At 73.2% G+C, this 14,322-nt stretch carries 12 protein-coding genes, 1 tRNA gene and 2 pseudogenes; 8 read left to right on the top strand and 7 right to left on the bottom strand.

Annotation, left to right across the window (positions count from 1 at the left end; translation table 11 throughout):
- Nucleotides 1-134: 134 nt before the first annotated feature.
- Together ASD33_RS13990 and ASD33_RS13985 are read right to left on the bottom strand one after the other, a co-directional pair.
- The gene (locus ASD33_RS13990; RefSeq protein ID WP_056558519.1) at nucleotides 135-698 is read right to left on the bottom strand and encodes a GPR1/FUN34/YaaH family transporter; all 564 of its coding nucleotides are present in this window, start codon (nucleotides 696-698) and stop codon (nucleotides 135-137) included.
- A 176-nt stretch (nucleotides 699-874) separates the two neighbouring features.
- Nucleotides 875-1,396 (bottom strand): universal stress protein, encoded by a 522-nt coding sequence (locus ASD33_RS13985; RefSeq protein ID WP_015033782.1) that lies wholly within the window; start codon nucleotides 1,394-1,396, stop codon nucleotides 875-877.
- Nucleotides 1,397-1,738: 342 nt separating this feature from the next.
- On the opposite strand from ASD33_RS13985, the gene ASD33_RS36935 reads away from it, so the two are divergent.
- The 6 genes and pseudogenes from ASD33_RS36935 to ASD33_RS13955 form a co-directional block, all read left to right on the top strand.
- Entirely contained in the window at nucleotides 1,739-2,209 is a 471-nt protein-coding gene (locus ASD33_RS36935) for a hypothetical protein (RefSeq protein ID WP_347232283.1), read from the top strand.
- A gap of 469 nt (nucleotides 2,210-2,678) precedes the next feature.
- A complete protein-coding gene (locus tag ASD33_RS13975) occupies nucleotides 2,679-3,848 on the top strand; it encodes a helix-turn-helix domain-containing protein (protein ID WP_056558516.1) in 1,170 nt (389 codons plus the stop codon).
- 161 nt (nucleotides 3,849-4,009) lie between these two features.
- On the top strand, nucleotides 4,010-4,612 hold the full coding sequence (gene orn / locus ASD33_RS13970) for an oligoribonuclease (RefSeq protein ID WP_056558513.1): 603 nt from the start codon (nucleotides 4,010-4,012) through the stop codon (nucleotides 4,610-4,612).
- A 139-nt stretch (nucleotides 4,613-4,751) separates the two neighbouring features.
- Nucleotides 4,752-4,824: transfer RNA gene (locus ASD33_RS13965), tRNA-His, on the top strand.
- Between the two features lie 219 nt (nucleotides 4,825-5,043).
- Nucleotides 5,044-5,817: pseudogene (locus ASD33_RS13960) on the top strand (aspartate-alanine antiporter); the annotation flags it as partial.
- A gap of 2 nt (nucleotides 5,818-5,819) precedes the next feature.
- Nucleotides 5,820-6,722 (top strand): annotated as a pseudogene (locus ASD33_RS13955) (bifunctional aspartate transaminase/aspartate 4-decarboxylase); the annotation flags it as partial.
- A 154-nt stretch (nucleotides 6,723-6,876) separates the two neighbouring features.
- Here the strand turns inward: ASD33_RS13955 and ASD33_RS13950 are convergent.
- The 3 genes from ASD33_RS13950 to ASD33_RS13940 form a co-directional block, all read right to left on the bottom strand.
- Nucleotides 6,877-8,394 carry a cellulose binding domain-containing protein gene (locus tag ASD33_RS13950; protein WP_056558510.1) on the bottom strand — a complete coding sequence of 506 codons (1,518 nt, stop codon included), beginning with the start codon at nucleotides 8,392-8,394 and terminating at the stop codon, nucleotides 6,877-6,879.
- 160 nt (nucleotides 8,395-8,554) lie between these two features.
- On the bottom strand, nucleotides 8,555-9,961 hold the full coding sequence (locus ASD33_RS13945) for a HAMP domain-containing sensor histidine kinase (RefSeq protein WP_056558506.1): 1,407 nt from the start codon (nucleotides 9,959-9,961) through the stop codon (nucleotides 8,555-8,557).
- On the bottom strand, nucleotides 9,958-10,659 hold the full coding sequence (locus ASD33_RS13940; RefSeq protein WP_056558504.1) for a response regulator transcription factor: 702 nt from the start codon (nucleotides 10,657-10,659) through the stop codon (nucleotides 9,958-9,960). The genes ASD33_RS13945 and ASD33_RS13940 overlap by 4 nt, the downstream gene beginning before the upstream one ends.
- Before the next feature lie 87 nt (nucleotides 10,660-10,746).
- Here ASD33_RS13940 and ASD33_RS13935 point away from each other — a divergent pair, with 87 nt between their 5' ends.
- Complete coding sequence (locus ASD33_RS13935; protein ID WP_056558501.1) at nucleotides 10,747-11,319, top strand: hypothetical protein; 573 nt, start codon at nucleotides 10,747-10,749, stop codon at nucleotides 11,317-11,319.
- 25 nt (nucleotides 11,320-11,344) lie between these two features.
- On the opposite strand, the gene ASD33_RS13930 is transcribed toward ASD33_RS13935, so the two are convergent.
- Both ASD33_RS13930 and ASD33_RS13925 read right to left on the bottom strand, forming a co-directional pair.
- Nucleotides 11,345-12,214 (bottom strand): fused MFS/spermidine synthase, encoded by an 870-nt coding sequence (locus ASD33_RS13930; protein WP_056558497.1) that lies wholly within the window; start codon nucleotides 12,212-12,214, stop codon nucleotides 11,345-11,347.
- A gap of 95 nt (nucleotides 12,215-12,309) precedes the next feature.
- A complete protein-coding gene (locus ASD33_RS13925) occupies nucleotides 12,310-12,780 on the bottom strand; it encodes a hypothetical protein (protein ID WP_056558494.1) in 471 nt (156 codons plus the stop codon).
- Nucleotides 12,781-13,004: 224 nt separating this feature from the next.
- Between ASD33_RS13925 and ASD33_RS13920 the strand changes: the two genes are divergently transcribed.
- Nucleotides 13,005-14,291: a hypothetical protein gene (locus tag ASD33_RS13920; RefSeq protein ID WP_056558492.1), complete on the top strand. Its 1,287-nt coding sequence runs from the start codon at nucleotides 13,005-13,007 to the stop codon at nucleotides 14,289-14,291.
- Nucleotides 14,292-14,322: the final 31 nt, after the last annotated feature.

The raw sequence follows: 14,322 nt of genomic DNA, 5'->3' as shown, positions 1-14,322 counted from the left end.
CCCCGCGCGCCGGGCCTGTCCCCCGGCGTTCGACCGGACACGAAAGCGGTCCCCCCGTGCATCCCAGGTGCACGGGGGGACCGCTTTCTCTTGTGCTGTCTTCTGCTGTGCTGTCTTCTTCCGTGCTGTCGCGATCAGCTCGCCGCCGCCGCCCCGCGGCCCGCGCGGGCCAGGGAGGTCGGCCAGCCCGCGACCGCCGCCGTGGCGCCGTACCAGGCGACGAGACCGGCGACCGCGGCCACCCAGCCGCCCGCCTTCCCGAGGCCGCCGTTGTCGGCGAGCGCCCCGATGCCGAGCAGCAGGAGCGCCACGAACAGCAGCCCGTACACGCCCTGGCCGAACAGTCCGCTGCCCGACGCCGCCATCGTCAGCGTGAGCGCCAGGAGCGCCCACAGGAGCAGGAAGACGCCGACGGCGTCGGCCGAGGCGCCGCCGCCGACCGCGGTCCCCCAGGTGAACCAGAAGGCGCCGAGCGCCGCGAACGCCGTGCCCTCCCCCTTGTCGCCCGCGCGCAGGGCGAGCAGGCCGACGAGGAAGAGCGTCACCCCGCCGACCCAGGTCGCGAGGCCCGCGGCGTCCGTCGCCGCGACGTTGTCGATGACGCCCGTACCGCCCAGGCCGAAGGCCAGCAGGGTCAGTCCGAGTGCCAGGTGTCCGAGAGTGGAAGTGGTGTTTCCCGCGGCGACTTCGTTGTCCACGGCGGGCTCCCTTCAGATGCGCAGATGTCCTGCGTGAGCTGCTGTGTTCCGATGACCTTTATGTACCCTTCACAAGGGCACAATTCACCTGAGGAAGTCCGAAATTATGGCCGGAGTACGGCAGTTGAGCCCCGCGGCCGACGAGCCGTGAGGAACGGAGGGCGTACGCGGACGCGTTACGGGATGACGATCACGGGCCGCTGCGCGCGGCGCGCGAGACGCCCGGCCACCGAGCCGAAGATCCGGCCGACGATCCCGTGCGTGGAGCCGACCACGATCGCGTCGGCCGAGTACTCCCGGCCGACCTCCTCCAGCTCGTGGCAGATGTCGCCGCCGCGCTCGACGAGGATCCAGGGCACCTCGGACAGGTGCTCGGCGCAGGCCAGTTCGAGACCGAGGACCTCGGTGCGGTGGTCGGGCACGTCGACGAAGACGGGGGGCTCGCAGCCGGCCCACACCGTGGTGGGCAGCCGGTTGGCCACGTGCACGATGATCAGGCCCGAGCCGGAGCGCCTGGCCATGCCGATGGCGTACGCGAGGGCTCGCTCACTGGACGTGGAGCCGTCGAAGCCGACGACCACCCCGTGCCGGAAGGCCGGGTCGCAGGCATGACGTGGCTGTTCTACCGCGAGGGGGTCGACCGTGGAATCGGCGACGCGCTTGCGGTCCGCGGGTTCGGGGAATTCGTGACCGGCCATCGGTGTCTCGGCGAAGAAGGTCCTCGTGGGAAGGGACGGGGAAAGGAGGGGACGAACGACGGGTGGCGGCGGAGCTGTGTCCGGGAATCATCTTCCCAAGCCCATACCCCCAAGGGTACGGCGACACTCCTCTCCTGCCCAGAGCCTGCCGTGCCACTCCTGGTGTGCCCGCCGCTCGCGCGCGGCGTTCCAGGGAGCATGCCCGAGGGGTTCGGGATCTGGCAATGCCGGATGTGCCCTACAGGCGTCCGTACGGGGGCCAAACGGACGTCGCCGAGAGTGACCGGAACGTTCCGCTCCTCGTTGCCACAGGTCCAGCCCACCGTCGCAGGGAGACCGCCCGTGCCCGCACCATCGACCGCCGCCGGCCAGACCCCCACCGTCGCCTCCCCCCTCCTCTCCGCACCGCGCGGCCGCCGCCGCTCCCCCGCCGCCCCACGGGCCGCCCTGGGGGACCCGGAGACGGGGACGACACCGGGCGCGACACCGGGCGCGGCACCGGGCGCGGCACCGGGAGCGACGGAGGGGCCGGCGGGCGGGGTGCCGGGTTCGGTGGGCGCGGGACCGGCCGGAGCGCCGCCGGGGCCGGCCTCCGGGGCGGGCGCGGGCGACCAGGCCGGCGACGTGGTCCGCTGGGCGGTCTTCTGCTGCGCGCTCGTCCCGGTGGTCCTCGTCGTCTACGGCGCCTCGCTCGCCGGGGCCGCCGGGACCGCGCTCGGCCTCGTCTCGGTGACGGCGGCGTGCTGGGCCCTGCTGCGCCGCTCGGAGCGCGGGCTGCGGGCCGAGGTCCCGCGCGGCAGGCGTCGCGCCTGAGGGACCCGGCGGGCGGACGGCCGGGGGTGGACGAGGGGGCGGAACCGGTCCGAAAAGGCGCCCCCGTCAGGCCCGCCCCTCCTGGAGTTGACAGGTTCGTACACCCGAACCCATATGTTTTCGGCCAACTTCCATCCGTCGGCGAGTCCTTGGCAAAACGGTTGCCCAACCCCGGGGCCGGCACCCGAGAATGCCCCGCTCCGGGGGCTCGCACCCCCCGCGTACGGGGGCGTTCGCCGTACCGGACCCCCTCCCGGCGACCCCCGGACGGAAGACTTCGCGATCGATCGCTTCACGCCAAGTGGCCTTGTCGACAATCCACCGGACGGAGAACTTGTCACGCCGGCGCCACGGGACGCAGTAGATTCGATCATGGGTACCGAAGACTGGGGTCTCGTGCAAAACCGAGGGGAAACGTGCACCAGCGACACGACCAGGGAGACGCGAACACCGAGGGGGGCTTAGCGTCATGAGCCAGGACTCCGCCGTACCGGAGGCCGCACGGAAGCTGACCGGACGCCGCCGTCGCGAAGTCGTCGCGGTGCTGCTGTTCAGCGGCGGCCCCATCTTCGAGAGCTCCATCCCGCTCTCCGTGTTCGGCATCGACCGGCAGGACGCCGGGGTGCCACGCTACCGGCTGCTCGTCTGTGCGGGCGAGGACGGCCCGCTGCGGACCACCGGTGGACTCGAACTGACCGCGCCCTACGGCCTGGAGGCCATCAGCCGCGCGGGCACCGTCGTCGTCCCGGCCTGGCGGTCGATCACCTCGCCGCCGCCGCCGGAGGCGCTCGAAGCGCTGCGCCGCGCCCACGAGGAGGGCGCCAGGATCGTCGGTCTGTGCACGGGGGCCTTCGTCCTCGCCGCGGCCGGCCTCCTCGACGGCCGGCCGGCGACCACCCACTGGATGTACGCGCCGACGCTCGCCAAGCGCTACCCGTCGGTCCATGTGGACCCCCGGGAGCTCTTCGTCGACGACGGCGACGTGCTGACCTCCGCCGGCACCGCGGCCGGAATCGATCTGTGTCTGCACATCGTGCGGACCGACCACGGCACCGAGGCGGCGGGCGCGCTGGCGCGCAGGCTCGTCGTCCCGCCGCGGCGCAGCGGCGGCCAGGAGCGCTACCTCGACAGGTCTTTACCAGAGGAGATCGGCGCCGACCCGCTGGCCGAGGTCGTCGCCTGGGCGCTGGAGCACCTCCACGAACAGTTCGACGTGGAGACGCTCGCCGCCCGCGCCTACATGTCCCGGCGGACCTTCGACCGCCGGTTCCGCTCGCTGACCGGATCGGCCCCGCTCCAGTGGCTGATCACCCAGCGGGTGCTGCAGGCGCAGCGGCTCCTGGAGACCTCCGACTACTCCGTCGACGAGGTCGCGGGCCGGTGCGGCTTCCGCTCCCCGGTGGCACTGCGCGGCCACTTCCGGCGCCAGCTCGGCTCCTCGCCGGCTGCCTACCGGGCCGCGTACCGGGCCCGGCGGCCGCAGGGTGAGACCACGACGGCGGTGCTCGACCCGGTGGTGCCCGCACAGGTCGCGGCGGGCGCCCGCCGTCCCGGCCCGCCGCTGGAGCCGGGGAAGCCTCAGACCGACGCCTACGCTCCGGGGCGCGCGTCGTTCCCGGGCCAGCGCAGCGCGCCGTAGGGGGACCGGCCGGCCCCCACGTACAGACCGGCGTGGCCACAAGCCGCGCACCGCAGGACCGACGGGCGCCCGGGGACACCTCCCCCGGGCGCCCGTCGGCCTGTCCGGACAACCGTCCGGACGACCGGAAGACCTGCCGGGCAGGCCCTAAGGTAGGACGCATGAACGATCGCATGGTGTGGATCGACTGCGAGATGACCGGGCTCTCGCTGACGGACGACGCACTCATCGAGGTGGCCGCACTGGTCACCGACTCGGAACTGAACGTGCTCGGCGACGGGGTGGACATCGTGATCCGTCCGCCGGACGCCGCCCTGGAGACCATGCCCGAGATCGTGCGCCGGATGCACACGTCCTCGGGGCTGCTCGACGCGCTCGCCGGCGGCACCACGCTCGCCGACGCGGAGGCCCAGGTCCTCGCGTACATCCGCGAGCACGTCAAGGAACCCGGCAAGGCACCCCTGTGCGGGAACTCGGTCTCCACGGACCGCGGCTTCCTCGCCCGGGACATGCCCGCCCTGGAGAGCCACCTGCACTACCGGATCGTCGATGTCTCCTCGGTCAAGGAGCTGGCCCGCCGCTGGTACCCGAGGGCGTACTTCAACAGTCCGGAGAAGAACGGCAACCACCGGGCGCTCGCCGACATCCGCGAATCCATCGCGGAGCTGCGCTACTACCGGGAGGCGGTCTTCGTCCCGCAGCCCGGCCCCGACTCCGACACCGCGAAGAAGATCGCGGCCCGTCATGTCGTACCGGCCGAATGATCCCCCTTCCGGCCGCGTGACCCCCTCCGCATAGGGCCTGCTCGCGCCCCCGAATCAATGCGGGCGCGAGCACCCTCCAAGACCCTGTAGACTTCTTCTCGGCCGGTCAGGGAAACCTTCGGGAAAACCGCCGGGCATGGTGGGTATAGCTCAGCTGGCAGAGCACCTGGTTGTGGTCCAGGATGTCGCGGGTTCAAGTCCCGTTACTCACCCTCAGAGCGCAGGCCCCGGTTCGAAAGAACCGGGGCCTGCGTCGTTGTGCGCCCGGGGCGAGCACCCCCGCCTCCGCGACGCGCCGGAGCCCCCCGCTCGCTCAACCGTTCATCCGCTCACTCGTTCGGGCGAGGCGTCGACCCCCTCCACCCCCCTGTCAGCGTCCCCTTATGTCCACAATCCTCACATTCAGCTTCATTTGGGCGAGGTGAGGGCGGATGGGAGTCCTGCGTGACCATCCTGAACTCGCCCTCTTCCTCTGCCTCGCGGCCGGCTACCTCGTCGGCAAGCTGCGCGTGGGCCCCATCACACTCGGCGGCATCTGCGGCACCCTGATCGTCTCGCTGCTCCTCGGCGCCTGGACCGAGGTCACCGTCTCGAACGACGTGAAGACCATCTTCTTCGCGCTCTTCATCTTCTCGCTCGGCTATCTGGCGGGTCCGCAGTTCTTCGCCAACCTCAACAAGAAGAGCCTGCGCTTCTTCGCCCTCTGTGTGATCGAGGTCATCAGTGTCGTCGGCATCGCCCTCGGCCTCGCCGAGGCCTTCGACCTGGACGTCGGCACCGCCGCCGGCATCCTCGCCGGCGCCGCCACCGAGTCGGCGGTCGTCGGTACGGCGACCGAGGCGATCGGCAAGCTCTCCGACCTGACCCAGGAGCAGATCACCCAGTACCAGGGCCACGTCGCCACCGCGTACACGGTCTGCTACCTCTTCGGCCTCGTCACCATCGTCATCTACACCAGCCAGATCATGCCGATGATGCTGCGGATCAACCTCCGCGACGCCTCCCGCGAGCTGTGGGAGAAGATGCGCGGCGCGGGCGGCGGCCTGGAGTCCGACGAGCGCGAGGCCCTCCCGGGCATGGTCGGCCGGACGTTCCTGGTCACGCAGGCGGACGGCGCCAGGGTCGGCGACCTGGAGCGCTCGCTCGGCGGCCGGGTCACCGTCGAGGCGGTCAAGCGGGGCAGCAAGGTCCTCACCCCTCCCCCGCCCGACTTCCGGCCGAGGAGGTCGCCAAGCTCGCGGACCCCTCGGTCAAGCTGGTCTGTGTCGTCAACCCCTCGAACCCGCCGTCGCTGGCGCTGAGCGAGCGGGTCGCCGGCCAGATCAAGGAGATCGTCGCCGGCCCGAACCCGAACCTGCTGATCGTCACGGACGACGTGTACGGCACCTTCGTCGAGGGCTTCCGCTCGCTAGCCGCCGACCTGCCGCGCAACACGCTCCTCGTGTACTCGTACTCCAAGCACTACGGCTGCACCGGCCACCGGCTCGGGGTCATCGGGCTCAACGACGACAACGCGATCGACGACATGATCGCGAACCTGCCGCAGGCCGAGAAGGACCGCCTGAACAAGCGGTACGGGACGCTGAGCCTGGACCCGGAGAAGATCCGGTTCATCGACCGGCTGGTCGCCGACTCCCGTCAGGTGGCGCTCAACCACACCGCCGGTCTGTCGCTCCCCCAGCAGGTCATGATGACGCTGTTCTCGCTCTTCGACATGCTCCCCGAGGGGCAGGCGTACAAGGAGAAGATCCGGGGCATCGTGCGCCGGCGCCTCGACCTGCTCCTCGAAGGCGCCCAGATGAAGATCGCCGAGGACCCGAAGCGGGCCGGCTACTACATCGAGCTGGACCTGCTCGCGGAGGCCGAGCGGGTGCACGGGAAGGACTTCGCGGACTTCCTGGAGAAGAACTACGAGCCGGTCGACCCGCTGTTCCGGCTGGCCGAGCAGACCAGCGTCGTCCTGCTCAACGGCGGCGGCTTCGACGGCCCCGAGTGGTCGGTCCGGGTGTCCCTGGCCAACCTGGACGACCTGGACTACCTGAAGATCGGCCACCACCTGCGGGCGATCTTCAACGACTACGCGGAGGAGTGGAAGTCCTCACGGGCCTGAGGGCCGGCGAGGGATGCGGGGCCAGGGGGCCGTGACGGACCTCGCGGCCCCGGCGTCACGGGAAAGGGGTGCGCGCCCCGGTCGGCGGTAGGGGTCCGGCCGGGGCGCGCGGTGTGGGGGGACGGGGGCGGTCGGCCGGGTCGGACGGTCGGGGTCACTTGTAGGCGGCGAAGGCCTTCGTGAAGGCCAGCGGCTGCTGGAGGACCGAGGAGCAGGTGGCGTCCGCGTAGCTGACCGCGCCGGCCGCGCACTGCTTGTCGCGGGTCGAGGACCACATGGAGAGCCAGCCGATGCCCTTGGACTTCGCGAAGTCGACGAGCTGGGTGGCGTCGTCGACCTCGAAGACCTCGCTCGCGACGTCGTTGACGCCGATCATCGGGGTGACGGCGACGGCCTTCCAGGCGGCCGCGTCGGAGAGTCCGAGGACGCCCTTGATCTGCGCCTGGGTCGCGGTCGCCGCCTGGATCGCGTACGTGCCCATGTCGGCGCTGTAGGCGGGCCCGTAGTCCATCGCCATGATGTTGACGGCGTCGACGCGGACGCCGTTCCGCTTCGCGTCGGCGAGCAGGTCCACGCCCGGCTGGGTCAGGCCCTCGGGCATCACCGGCAGGGTGAAGGAGACGTTCAGGCCGGGGTGGGACTTCTGGAGCTGGGCGATGGCCTGCGCGCGGCGGGAGTTGGCGGCGGTGTCCGGCAGGGCCGCGCCCTCGATGTCGAAGTCGACCTTGGTGAGCTTGTACTGGTCGACGGCCTTGCCGTACGCGGCGGCCAGCGCCGAGGGGGTCGAGCAGTTCAGGGCCAGCTCGTGCCCGGCGGCGCCGCCGAAGGAGACCCGGACGTCACCGCCCTTGGCGCGCAGGGCGCCGATCTGGGCGGCGACCTTGTCGTTCGCCAGGTCGGTGACCCCGCCCCACAGCGGGGCGCAGGCGCCGCCGGAGGTGATGAAGGCGAGGTTGAACTCCTTCACACCGGTGGCGTCGGCGGTCGCGAGCAGGTCGTACGCCGGGTAGAGCGAGGTGTCGACGTACGGGGCGAACTTCGCGGTCCCGACGGGGGTGCCGGTCGCGGTCGCCGTGGGGGTGGGGGTGGGCGCGGCCGTGGTCGGCGGCGGTGTGGTGGGCGGGGTGGTCGTGGGGGCGGCCGTGGTGGGCGCGGGGGTGGTCGGTGCCGTCGTGGTCGGGGCGGTGGTGGGGGTGGGCTGCTCGGTGGGGCGGCCGCTGGGGGTGGGGGCGGGGCCTCCGGCGGAGCAGGCGGCCTTGTTGATCAGGCAGCCGGTGGGGTCGCCGGGCGCTCCGGCCGCCGAGGTGACGAAGCCGACGGTGACGGAGCCGCCGGGCGCCAGCTGCCTGTTCCAGCTCGCGGGCCGGACGGTGACGTGGCGGCCGGAGACGGTGTGCTCGCCGTTCCAGAGGGAGCCGATGGTGGTGCCGGCCGGGAGGTCGAACTCCAGGGTCCAGTCGGACTGGGCGGTGGTGGTCTCGTTGGTGACGACGTACTGGCCGGTGTAGCCGCCGGTCCAGGAACTGGTCCTGGTGTACGCGGCGCCGACCGCCGAGGCCTGGGCCGTACCCGTGAGCGCGAACACGGCGCCGCCGACGACCGCGGCGGCGACGACCGCCCCGGCGATCTTCGTCCTGGTGCTCGCCCTGCGCCGGTGCGAACTGGTGCCCATCGCGTGCCTGCCTCTGTGCTGGGGGTGTGGGGGTGCGGGCAGCACGCTAGCGAGCGGGAAGCGGACAAATCGGCGTCCGGGGACACGGGCGGGGATCCTTAGGCTCCGCTTAAGGAAGGCATCGGAGCCAGGAAAGGTTGGCGCGGGAACGGCCGGTCCTTCAGCCGCCGTTGGCCCTTCGGGTGCCGGTGCCGCCGCGGCGGCGGGGCGGGCGGTGGCCCCGGCGGCCGGTCGTGCCGCCCGTGCGGCGTCCGTCGAGGCCGATCCAGATCCGGACCTCCGTGCCGCCCAGGACCGAGTGGCCGATGCGGACGTCGCCGCCGGTGTTCTCCGCCATCCGCCGCACGATGTCGAGGCCGAGGCCCGTCGAGCCGTCCCGGGCGCCGCTGTTGCCGCGGGCCAGCGCGGCGGCGGGGTCGGCGATGCCGGGGCCCGCGTCGGAGACGAGGACGATGACGGCGTCGTCGCCGTTGTGGACGTCGATGGAGAAGGCCGTGCCCTCGGAGGTGTGCCGGAAGACGTTGCCGAGCAACGCGTCGAGCGCGGCGACGAGTTCGGGGCGGGCGACCGGGATGCGGACCGGGCGCTCGACGCCCGCGACCCGGACCCGGCGGCCCTCGTCCTCGGCGAGCGCCGACCAGAACTCCATGCGCTCGCGCACCACTTCGGCGGCGTCGCAGCCCGCACCGGGCCCGGTCGCCTGGGTCTGCGGCTTCGCGTCCCTGGCCGTGCGGATGATGGTGTCGACCTCGCGCTCCAGCTGTTCGACGGCGGCGCGGGTCTGGTCGGCGGCCGGCCCCGAGCCCAGCGAGGCGGCGTTGAGCCGGAGCACGGTGAGCGGGGTGCGCAGCCGGTGGGAGAGGTCGGCGGCCAGTTCGCGTTCGTTGGCGAGGAGCTGGACGACCTGGTCGGCCATGGAGTTGAACGCGACGGCGGCCGACTTGAGTTCGGGCGGGCCCTCCTCGGGGACCCGGGCGCCGAGCTTGCCCTCGCCGAGGTCGTGGGCGGCGCCCGCGAGCCGCTGGGCGGGCTGGACCATCCGGACGCCGAGCCGGTCGGCAACGGCGACGGAGCCGACGATCAGGGCGGCGCCGACCCCGGCGAGGACCAGCCAGGCGGTGGCGACGCCGTTGGACACCTCGCCCTCGGGGACGAAGAGTTCGACGACGGCGACCTGGCCGCTGCTGAGGGCGGTGGGCTGGAGCAGCGCGTAACCGCCGGGGACCTCGGCGATGGAGGCCCGGCCGAGCCTGCGGGTGGCGGCGATGTCCTCCTCGCCGGCCCGCCGGGTGCCGATCTCCAGGGCCGTACCGCCGGGTTCGGCGGCGGGCACGTGGACGGCGAGCCGTCCGGCGGCGCCGTCCTCGGTGGTGGCGACGGCCTTGTCGAGTTCGTCGCGGTCGGTGGTGATGGCGAGGACGGGGGCGAGCCCGGCGGCCCGCCGTTCGGCGTTGGAGAACGCCCGGTCGCGGGCCATCTCCTTGACGACGAGCCCGAGGGGTACGGCGAAGGCGAAGACGACCATGGCGGTGACGGCGAGCGACACCTTGACGAGCGCCCATCTCACGGCTGCGGCTCCCGGGGCGGTTCCAGCTTCACGCCGACCCCGCGCAGGGTGTGGAGATAGCGGGGCCGGGCGGCCGTTTCGCCCAGTTTCCGCCGTAGCCATGACAGATGTACGTCGATGGTCTGGTCGTCCCCGTAGGACTGCTGCCACACCTCGGCGAGCAGTTCCTTGCGCGGGACGACGACGCCGGGCCGGCCGGCGAGGAAGGCGAGCAGGTCGAACTCGCGCCGGGTGAGGTCCAGGGGTGCCCCGTCGAGCTCCGCCTGACGGCGCAGCGGGTCGACGGTGAGCCCGCCGACCCGGATCACCCGGGAGGGCGGCGCCTCCCCCGCGGCGGACCGCGCCCGGCGCAGGACGGCGGCCATCCGGGCCGAGAGGTGGTCCACGGAGAAGGGCTTCACGAGGTAGTCGTCGGCCCCGGCGTGGAGGAGCCGTACGATCTCCGCCTCGTCGTCCCGGGCGGTCGCGATGATCACCGGGACGTCGGTGATCCCGCGCAGCATCTTGAGCGCCTCGGACCCGTCGAGATCGGGCAGACCGAGGTCCAGGATCACGACGTCGAAACGGAAATGGGCGACCTCGCGCAACGCCTCCAGAGCCGTGCCGACGCTCCGTACCGTGTGGGAGGCCTCGGACAGCTGGCGGATGAGGGCGGAGCGCACGAACTGGTCGTCCTCGACCACGAGCACACTTGCCATGGGCGGCACCGTACGCCATTCAGGGGAATCATCTGACAATGTCCACCCTCCGGCCCGGCCCGTCGGAGCGTGGTGCACTATGTCCCGGTGCGAAGAGGACTCGTTCACGCCCTGGCCTGGTCGCTCGCCACCGGCGCGGCGGTCACCCTGTCCTGGTGGGGAGTGCACACGGTGCTGTCCGGGACGGTCTACGACCCCCCGCGCGCGCTGCCCCTCCCCGCCGGTGCCACCGACGAACCGGCGACGGCCGGCGGCGACCCGCTGTCCTCGTCGACGCGGCGCCCCGGGTCCGGGACGCCCTCCGCGCCCGCCACCCCGAAGGCCACGCCGAGCGCCGGTCCCACGACCGCTCCCGCCACCCCCTCGTCGACCCCCTCGCGGACGGCGCGGCCCACGACCGAGGCGCCCACCACCGCCCCGGCGGACTCCGGTTCGGACGTGAAGACGTACACGGTCGACGGCGGCCGGGTCACCTTCGACCTCGGGAAGACCTCGGCCGAACTCGTCTCCGCCATCCCGGCCTCCGGCTGGCAGATGCAGGTGTGGAAGCAGGCCACCTGGATCCGGGTCACGTTCACCGCGGACGGCCGCGAACTGTCCGTCTTCTGCGTCTGGCACGACACCGCGCCCCGGGTGGAGATCGAGGACCGCGCGGTCTGAGGCCGGAAGGGCCCGGCCGGGGCGGTCAGCGGAAGACGGACGCCGGCGGTACGGGCGAGGGCTTGGCGTTCGCGTCGGTGACCGGCACCGCTCCCCCGGCGAAGTCGGCCAGCGCCCGCCCGTGTTCGACCCGGCCCGGGTGCGGGTCGGTGGCGACCCGGCGGGTCAGCTCGGCCACCGGCAGCTCCCGGTCCGAGGCGAGCAGCACCGCGTTGCCGAAGCGGCGCCCGCGCAGCACGGTCGGGTCGGCGGTCAGCGCCAGCTCGGGGAAGACGGCGGCGGCCGTGGCGATCTGGCCGCGCAGATGGGTCAGCGGCGGGCCGTCGGCCAGGTTCGCCGCGTAGCAGCCGCCGGGCCGCAGCACCCGCCGCACCTCCGCGAGGAACTCGGTGCTGGTCAGGTGCGCCGGGGTGCGGGCCCCGCTGAACACGTCGGCGATGACGAGGTCGGCCCAGCCGTCCTGGACCTTGCCGAGCCCGGCGCGGGCGTCGGCGGAGCGGACCCGGACGCGGGCGTTGGCGTCGAGCGGGAGTTCCCGGCGTACGAGCTGGACGAGGCGCCCGTCGAGTTCCACGATCTGCTGGGTGGAGCGGGGCCGGGTCGCGGCGACGTACCGGGCGAGGGTGAAGGCGCCGCCGCCGAGGTGGACCACCTGGAGCGGGCGGTTCGGCGGGGCGGCGAGGTCGACGACGTGGCCGAGCCGCCGCTGGTACTCGAAGGTGAGGTGCGCCGGGTCGTCGAGGTCCACATGGGACTGCGGGGCGCCGTCGATGAGGAGCGTCCAGGCGCGGGGGCGCTCCCGGTCGGGTATGAGTTCGGCGAGTCCGCCGTCGACGTCCTCGACGACGGGGGCGGCGGCCACCGCCGCCCGGTCACGCTGCTTGTTCCTGGCCACGTGCCCATTATCCGGGCACGGCGGACGAGGGGCTCAGTGGCAGCCGTCGACCGGCTCCGAGGGCTCAGCCGCAGCCGTAGGCCGCTCCGAACCGCTCAGTGGCAGCCGTCGGCCGCCTCGATCAGCCGGGCCGCCTCGCCGAGGGCCTCGCGGAGCACGGCGGGGTCGGTGACCGGGTCGGCGTCCCCGGGCGGCAGCAGCCAGCCGGCCGGGCGGGGCGCGTCGCCGGCCGGTTCCGGCAGCTCGGGCAGTTCGGGGAGGCGGAGGCCGCGTCCCGAGGTCCGCGTACAGGCGCTGCCGGGGACGTCCCAGGCGGCGGCGGTGCCGGGCGGGACCAGGAAGCCCAGGGTGTCGCAGGTGCCGTCGTGCACGACGGGGCCGACGGCGGGGGTGGCGCCGCGCCGCAGGATGTCCACGGCCTCCAGGCCCTGCCGGACCGGCACGGTCACCAGGTCCCAGGCGCCGGCGGCGGACCGGTCCCCTTCGGCCTCCGGGGCGGGTACGTGGCACGTGGCCTCCGGGGCGGGCGCGTGCCACGTGGCCGACTGCGAACCGATCTCCGACATGGGGACCCCTCCTCGCTCCTGAGGAGACACGTTCCGTCTCTCCCTTACGGTTCAACGCCCGTGCGCGTCAACGGCTACGGCGGGATGCCGCCGCAAAGGATGGCAGTTCATGGCAGATCGCAGGTGAGATATCCGATTTGTAGCCAAACTCAGCGTACGCATCCGGTCACAGCAGGTACGTTCTTGCCGCCGGACACCCGGCAGCACCAGGAGAGGGCTCGGCCATGGCGACGTCACGGGCAGTTCCCAATCTCGCCTTCCGGCGGCTCCGCGGACAGCACTCGCCGGCGGAGTTCGCCGCGGCGGTCCGCAGGGCGGCGCGGGAGATCGGCGAACAGGTCGCGTGCGACGCCCGCTACATCGGGCGCGTGGAGGCGGGCGAGATCCGCTGCCCCAACTACGCGTACGAGCGGGTCTTCCTGCACATGTTCCCCGGTCTGGGCCTCTCCGACCTGGGCTTCTCCGCGCGGGAGACGGTGCGTGGACGGCGGCAGGCCGTCCCGGCCGGGGCTCCGTCTCCCGTGCCCGTCACGACCCGGAACGATGAGGAGAGCGACGTGCTGCGTCGCGCATTCATGACGAGCGGCTCCGCCACCCTGGCCGCCGCCTCGCTGGGACTCGGCGGCCCCGCCGTCGCGATCCCCTCCCCCCGCGGCACCCACCGCATCGGCGACGCCGAGGTGCGGGCCGTCGAGGACGCCGTACGGCAGATCCGGCTGCTCGACGACCGGCACGGCGCCGACGGGCTCTACAAGGTCGCCGCCCAGCCGCTCCGGGCCGCCTACGCGCTGCTCGACACGGGCACCATGACCCGCCGCTCCACCGAGGACCGGCTGCACGCGGGGGCGGGCGAACTCTCCCTCTCCGTCGGCTGGCTGGCCCACGACTCCGGCCGCCACGAGGAAGCCCGCTCGCACTACGCCGAAGCCCTGGCCACCGCGCGCGTGGCCGGGAACGCGGCCCTGGAGGCGCACGCCTTCTGCAACACGTCCTTCCTGGCCAGGGACACCGGCCGGTTCCGCGAGGCGGTCCGCGCGGCGCAGGCCGGGCAGCGGGCCGCGCAGCCGCTGGACTCGGCCCGGCTGCTGTCCCTGCTGTCGCTGCGGGAGGCCGGTGCCTGGGCGGGGCTCGGCGACCGGTCCGCCTGCGAGCAGGCCCTCGGCCGCGCCCACGGCCACTTCGACCGGGGCCCTTCGGAGGGCGACCCGGAGTGGATGTCGTTCTTCGGGGAGCCGGAGCGGGAGGCCCTGGAGGCCCAGTGCTGGTCGGCCCTGGGCGACTGGGGCCGGGCCGCCCGGCACGCCCACCGGGCGACCGTCCTGCAGAACCCGCACTTCGCCAGGAACCTGGCGCTCTACCGCGCCCATCTCGCGAAGGACCTGGCGCACGCCGGGCGCCCGGACGAGGCGGCGGCGGAGGCGAAGCGGGTGGTGGACTCCCTGGAGGGGATCGCCTCGGCCCGCATCCGCGAGATGCTCGCGGAGACGCGCCGGGTGCTCGCGGCGTACTGACCCGTGGGGGGCAGGGCCGACGGCCACCGGC

The sequence above is a fragment of the Streptomyces sp. Root1304 genome, from assembly GCF_001426405.1.
Taxonomy (GTDB): Bacteria; Actinomycetota; Actinomycetes; order Streptomycetales; family Streptomycetaceae; genus Streptomyces.
Note: the sequence above shows the minus strand (reverse complement) of the source record. Positions and strands in the feature narration are given on the sequence as shown.

Excerpts from the sequence above, each read along its gene's own strand:
- ASD33_RS13985 (WP_015033782.1), bottom strand. The coding sequence starts at position 1,396 with ATGGCCGGTCACGAATTCCCCGAACCCGCGGACCGCAAGCGCGTCGCC.
- ASD33_RS13975 (WP_056558516.1), top strand. The coding sequence starts at position 2,679 with ATGAGCCAGGACTCCGCCGTACCGGAGGCCGCACGGAAGCTGACCGGA.
- orn (WP_056558513.1), top strand. The coding sequence starts at position 4,010 with ATGAACGATCGCATGGTGTGGATCGACTGCGAGATGACCGGGCTCTCG.
- ASD33_RS13950 (WP_056558510.1), bottom strand. The coding sequence starts at position 8,394 with ATGGGCACCAGTTCGCACCGGCGCAGGGCGAGCACCAGGACGAAGATC.
- ASD33_RS13940 (WP_056558504.1), bottom strand. The coding sequence starts at position 10,659 with ATGGCAAGTGTGCTCGTGGTCGAGGACGACCAGTTCGTGCGCTCCGCC.
- ASD33_RS13925 (WP_056558494.1), bottom strand. The coding sequence starts at position 12,780 with ATGTCGGAGATCGGTTCGCAGTCGGCCACGTGGCACGCGCCCGCCCCG.
- ASD33_RS13920 (WP_056558492.1), top strand. The coding sequence starts at position 13,005 with ATGGCGACGTCACGGGCAGTTCCCAATCTCGCCTTCCGGCGGCTCCGC.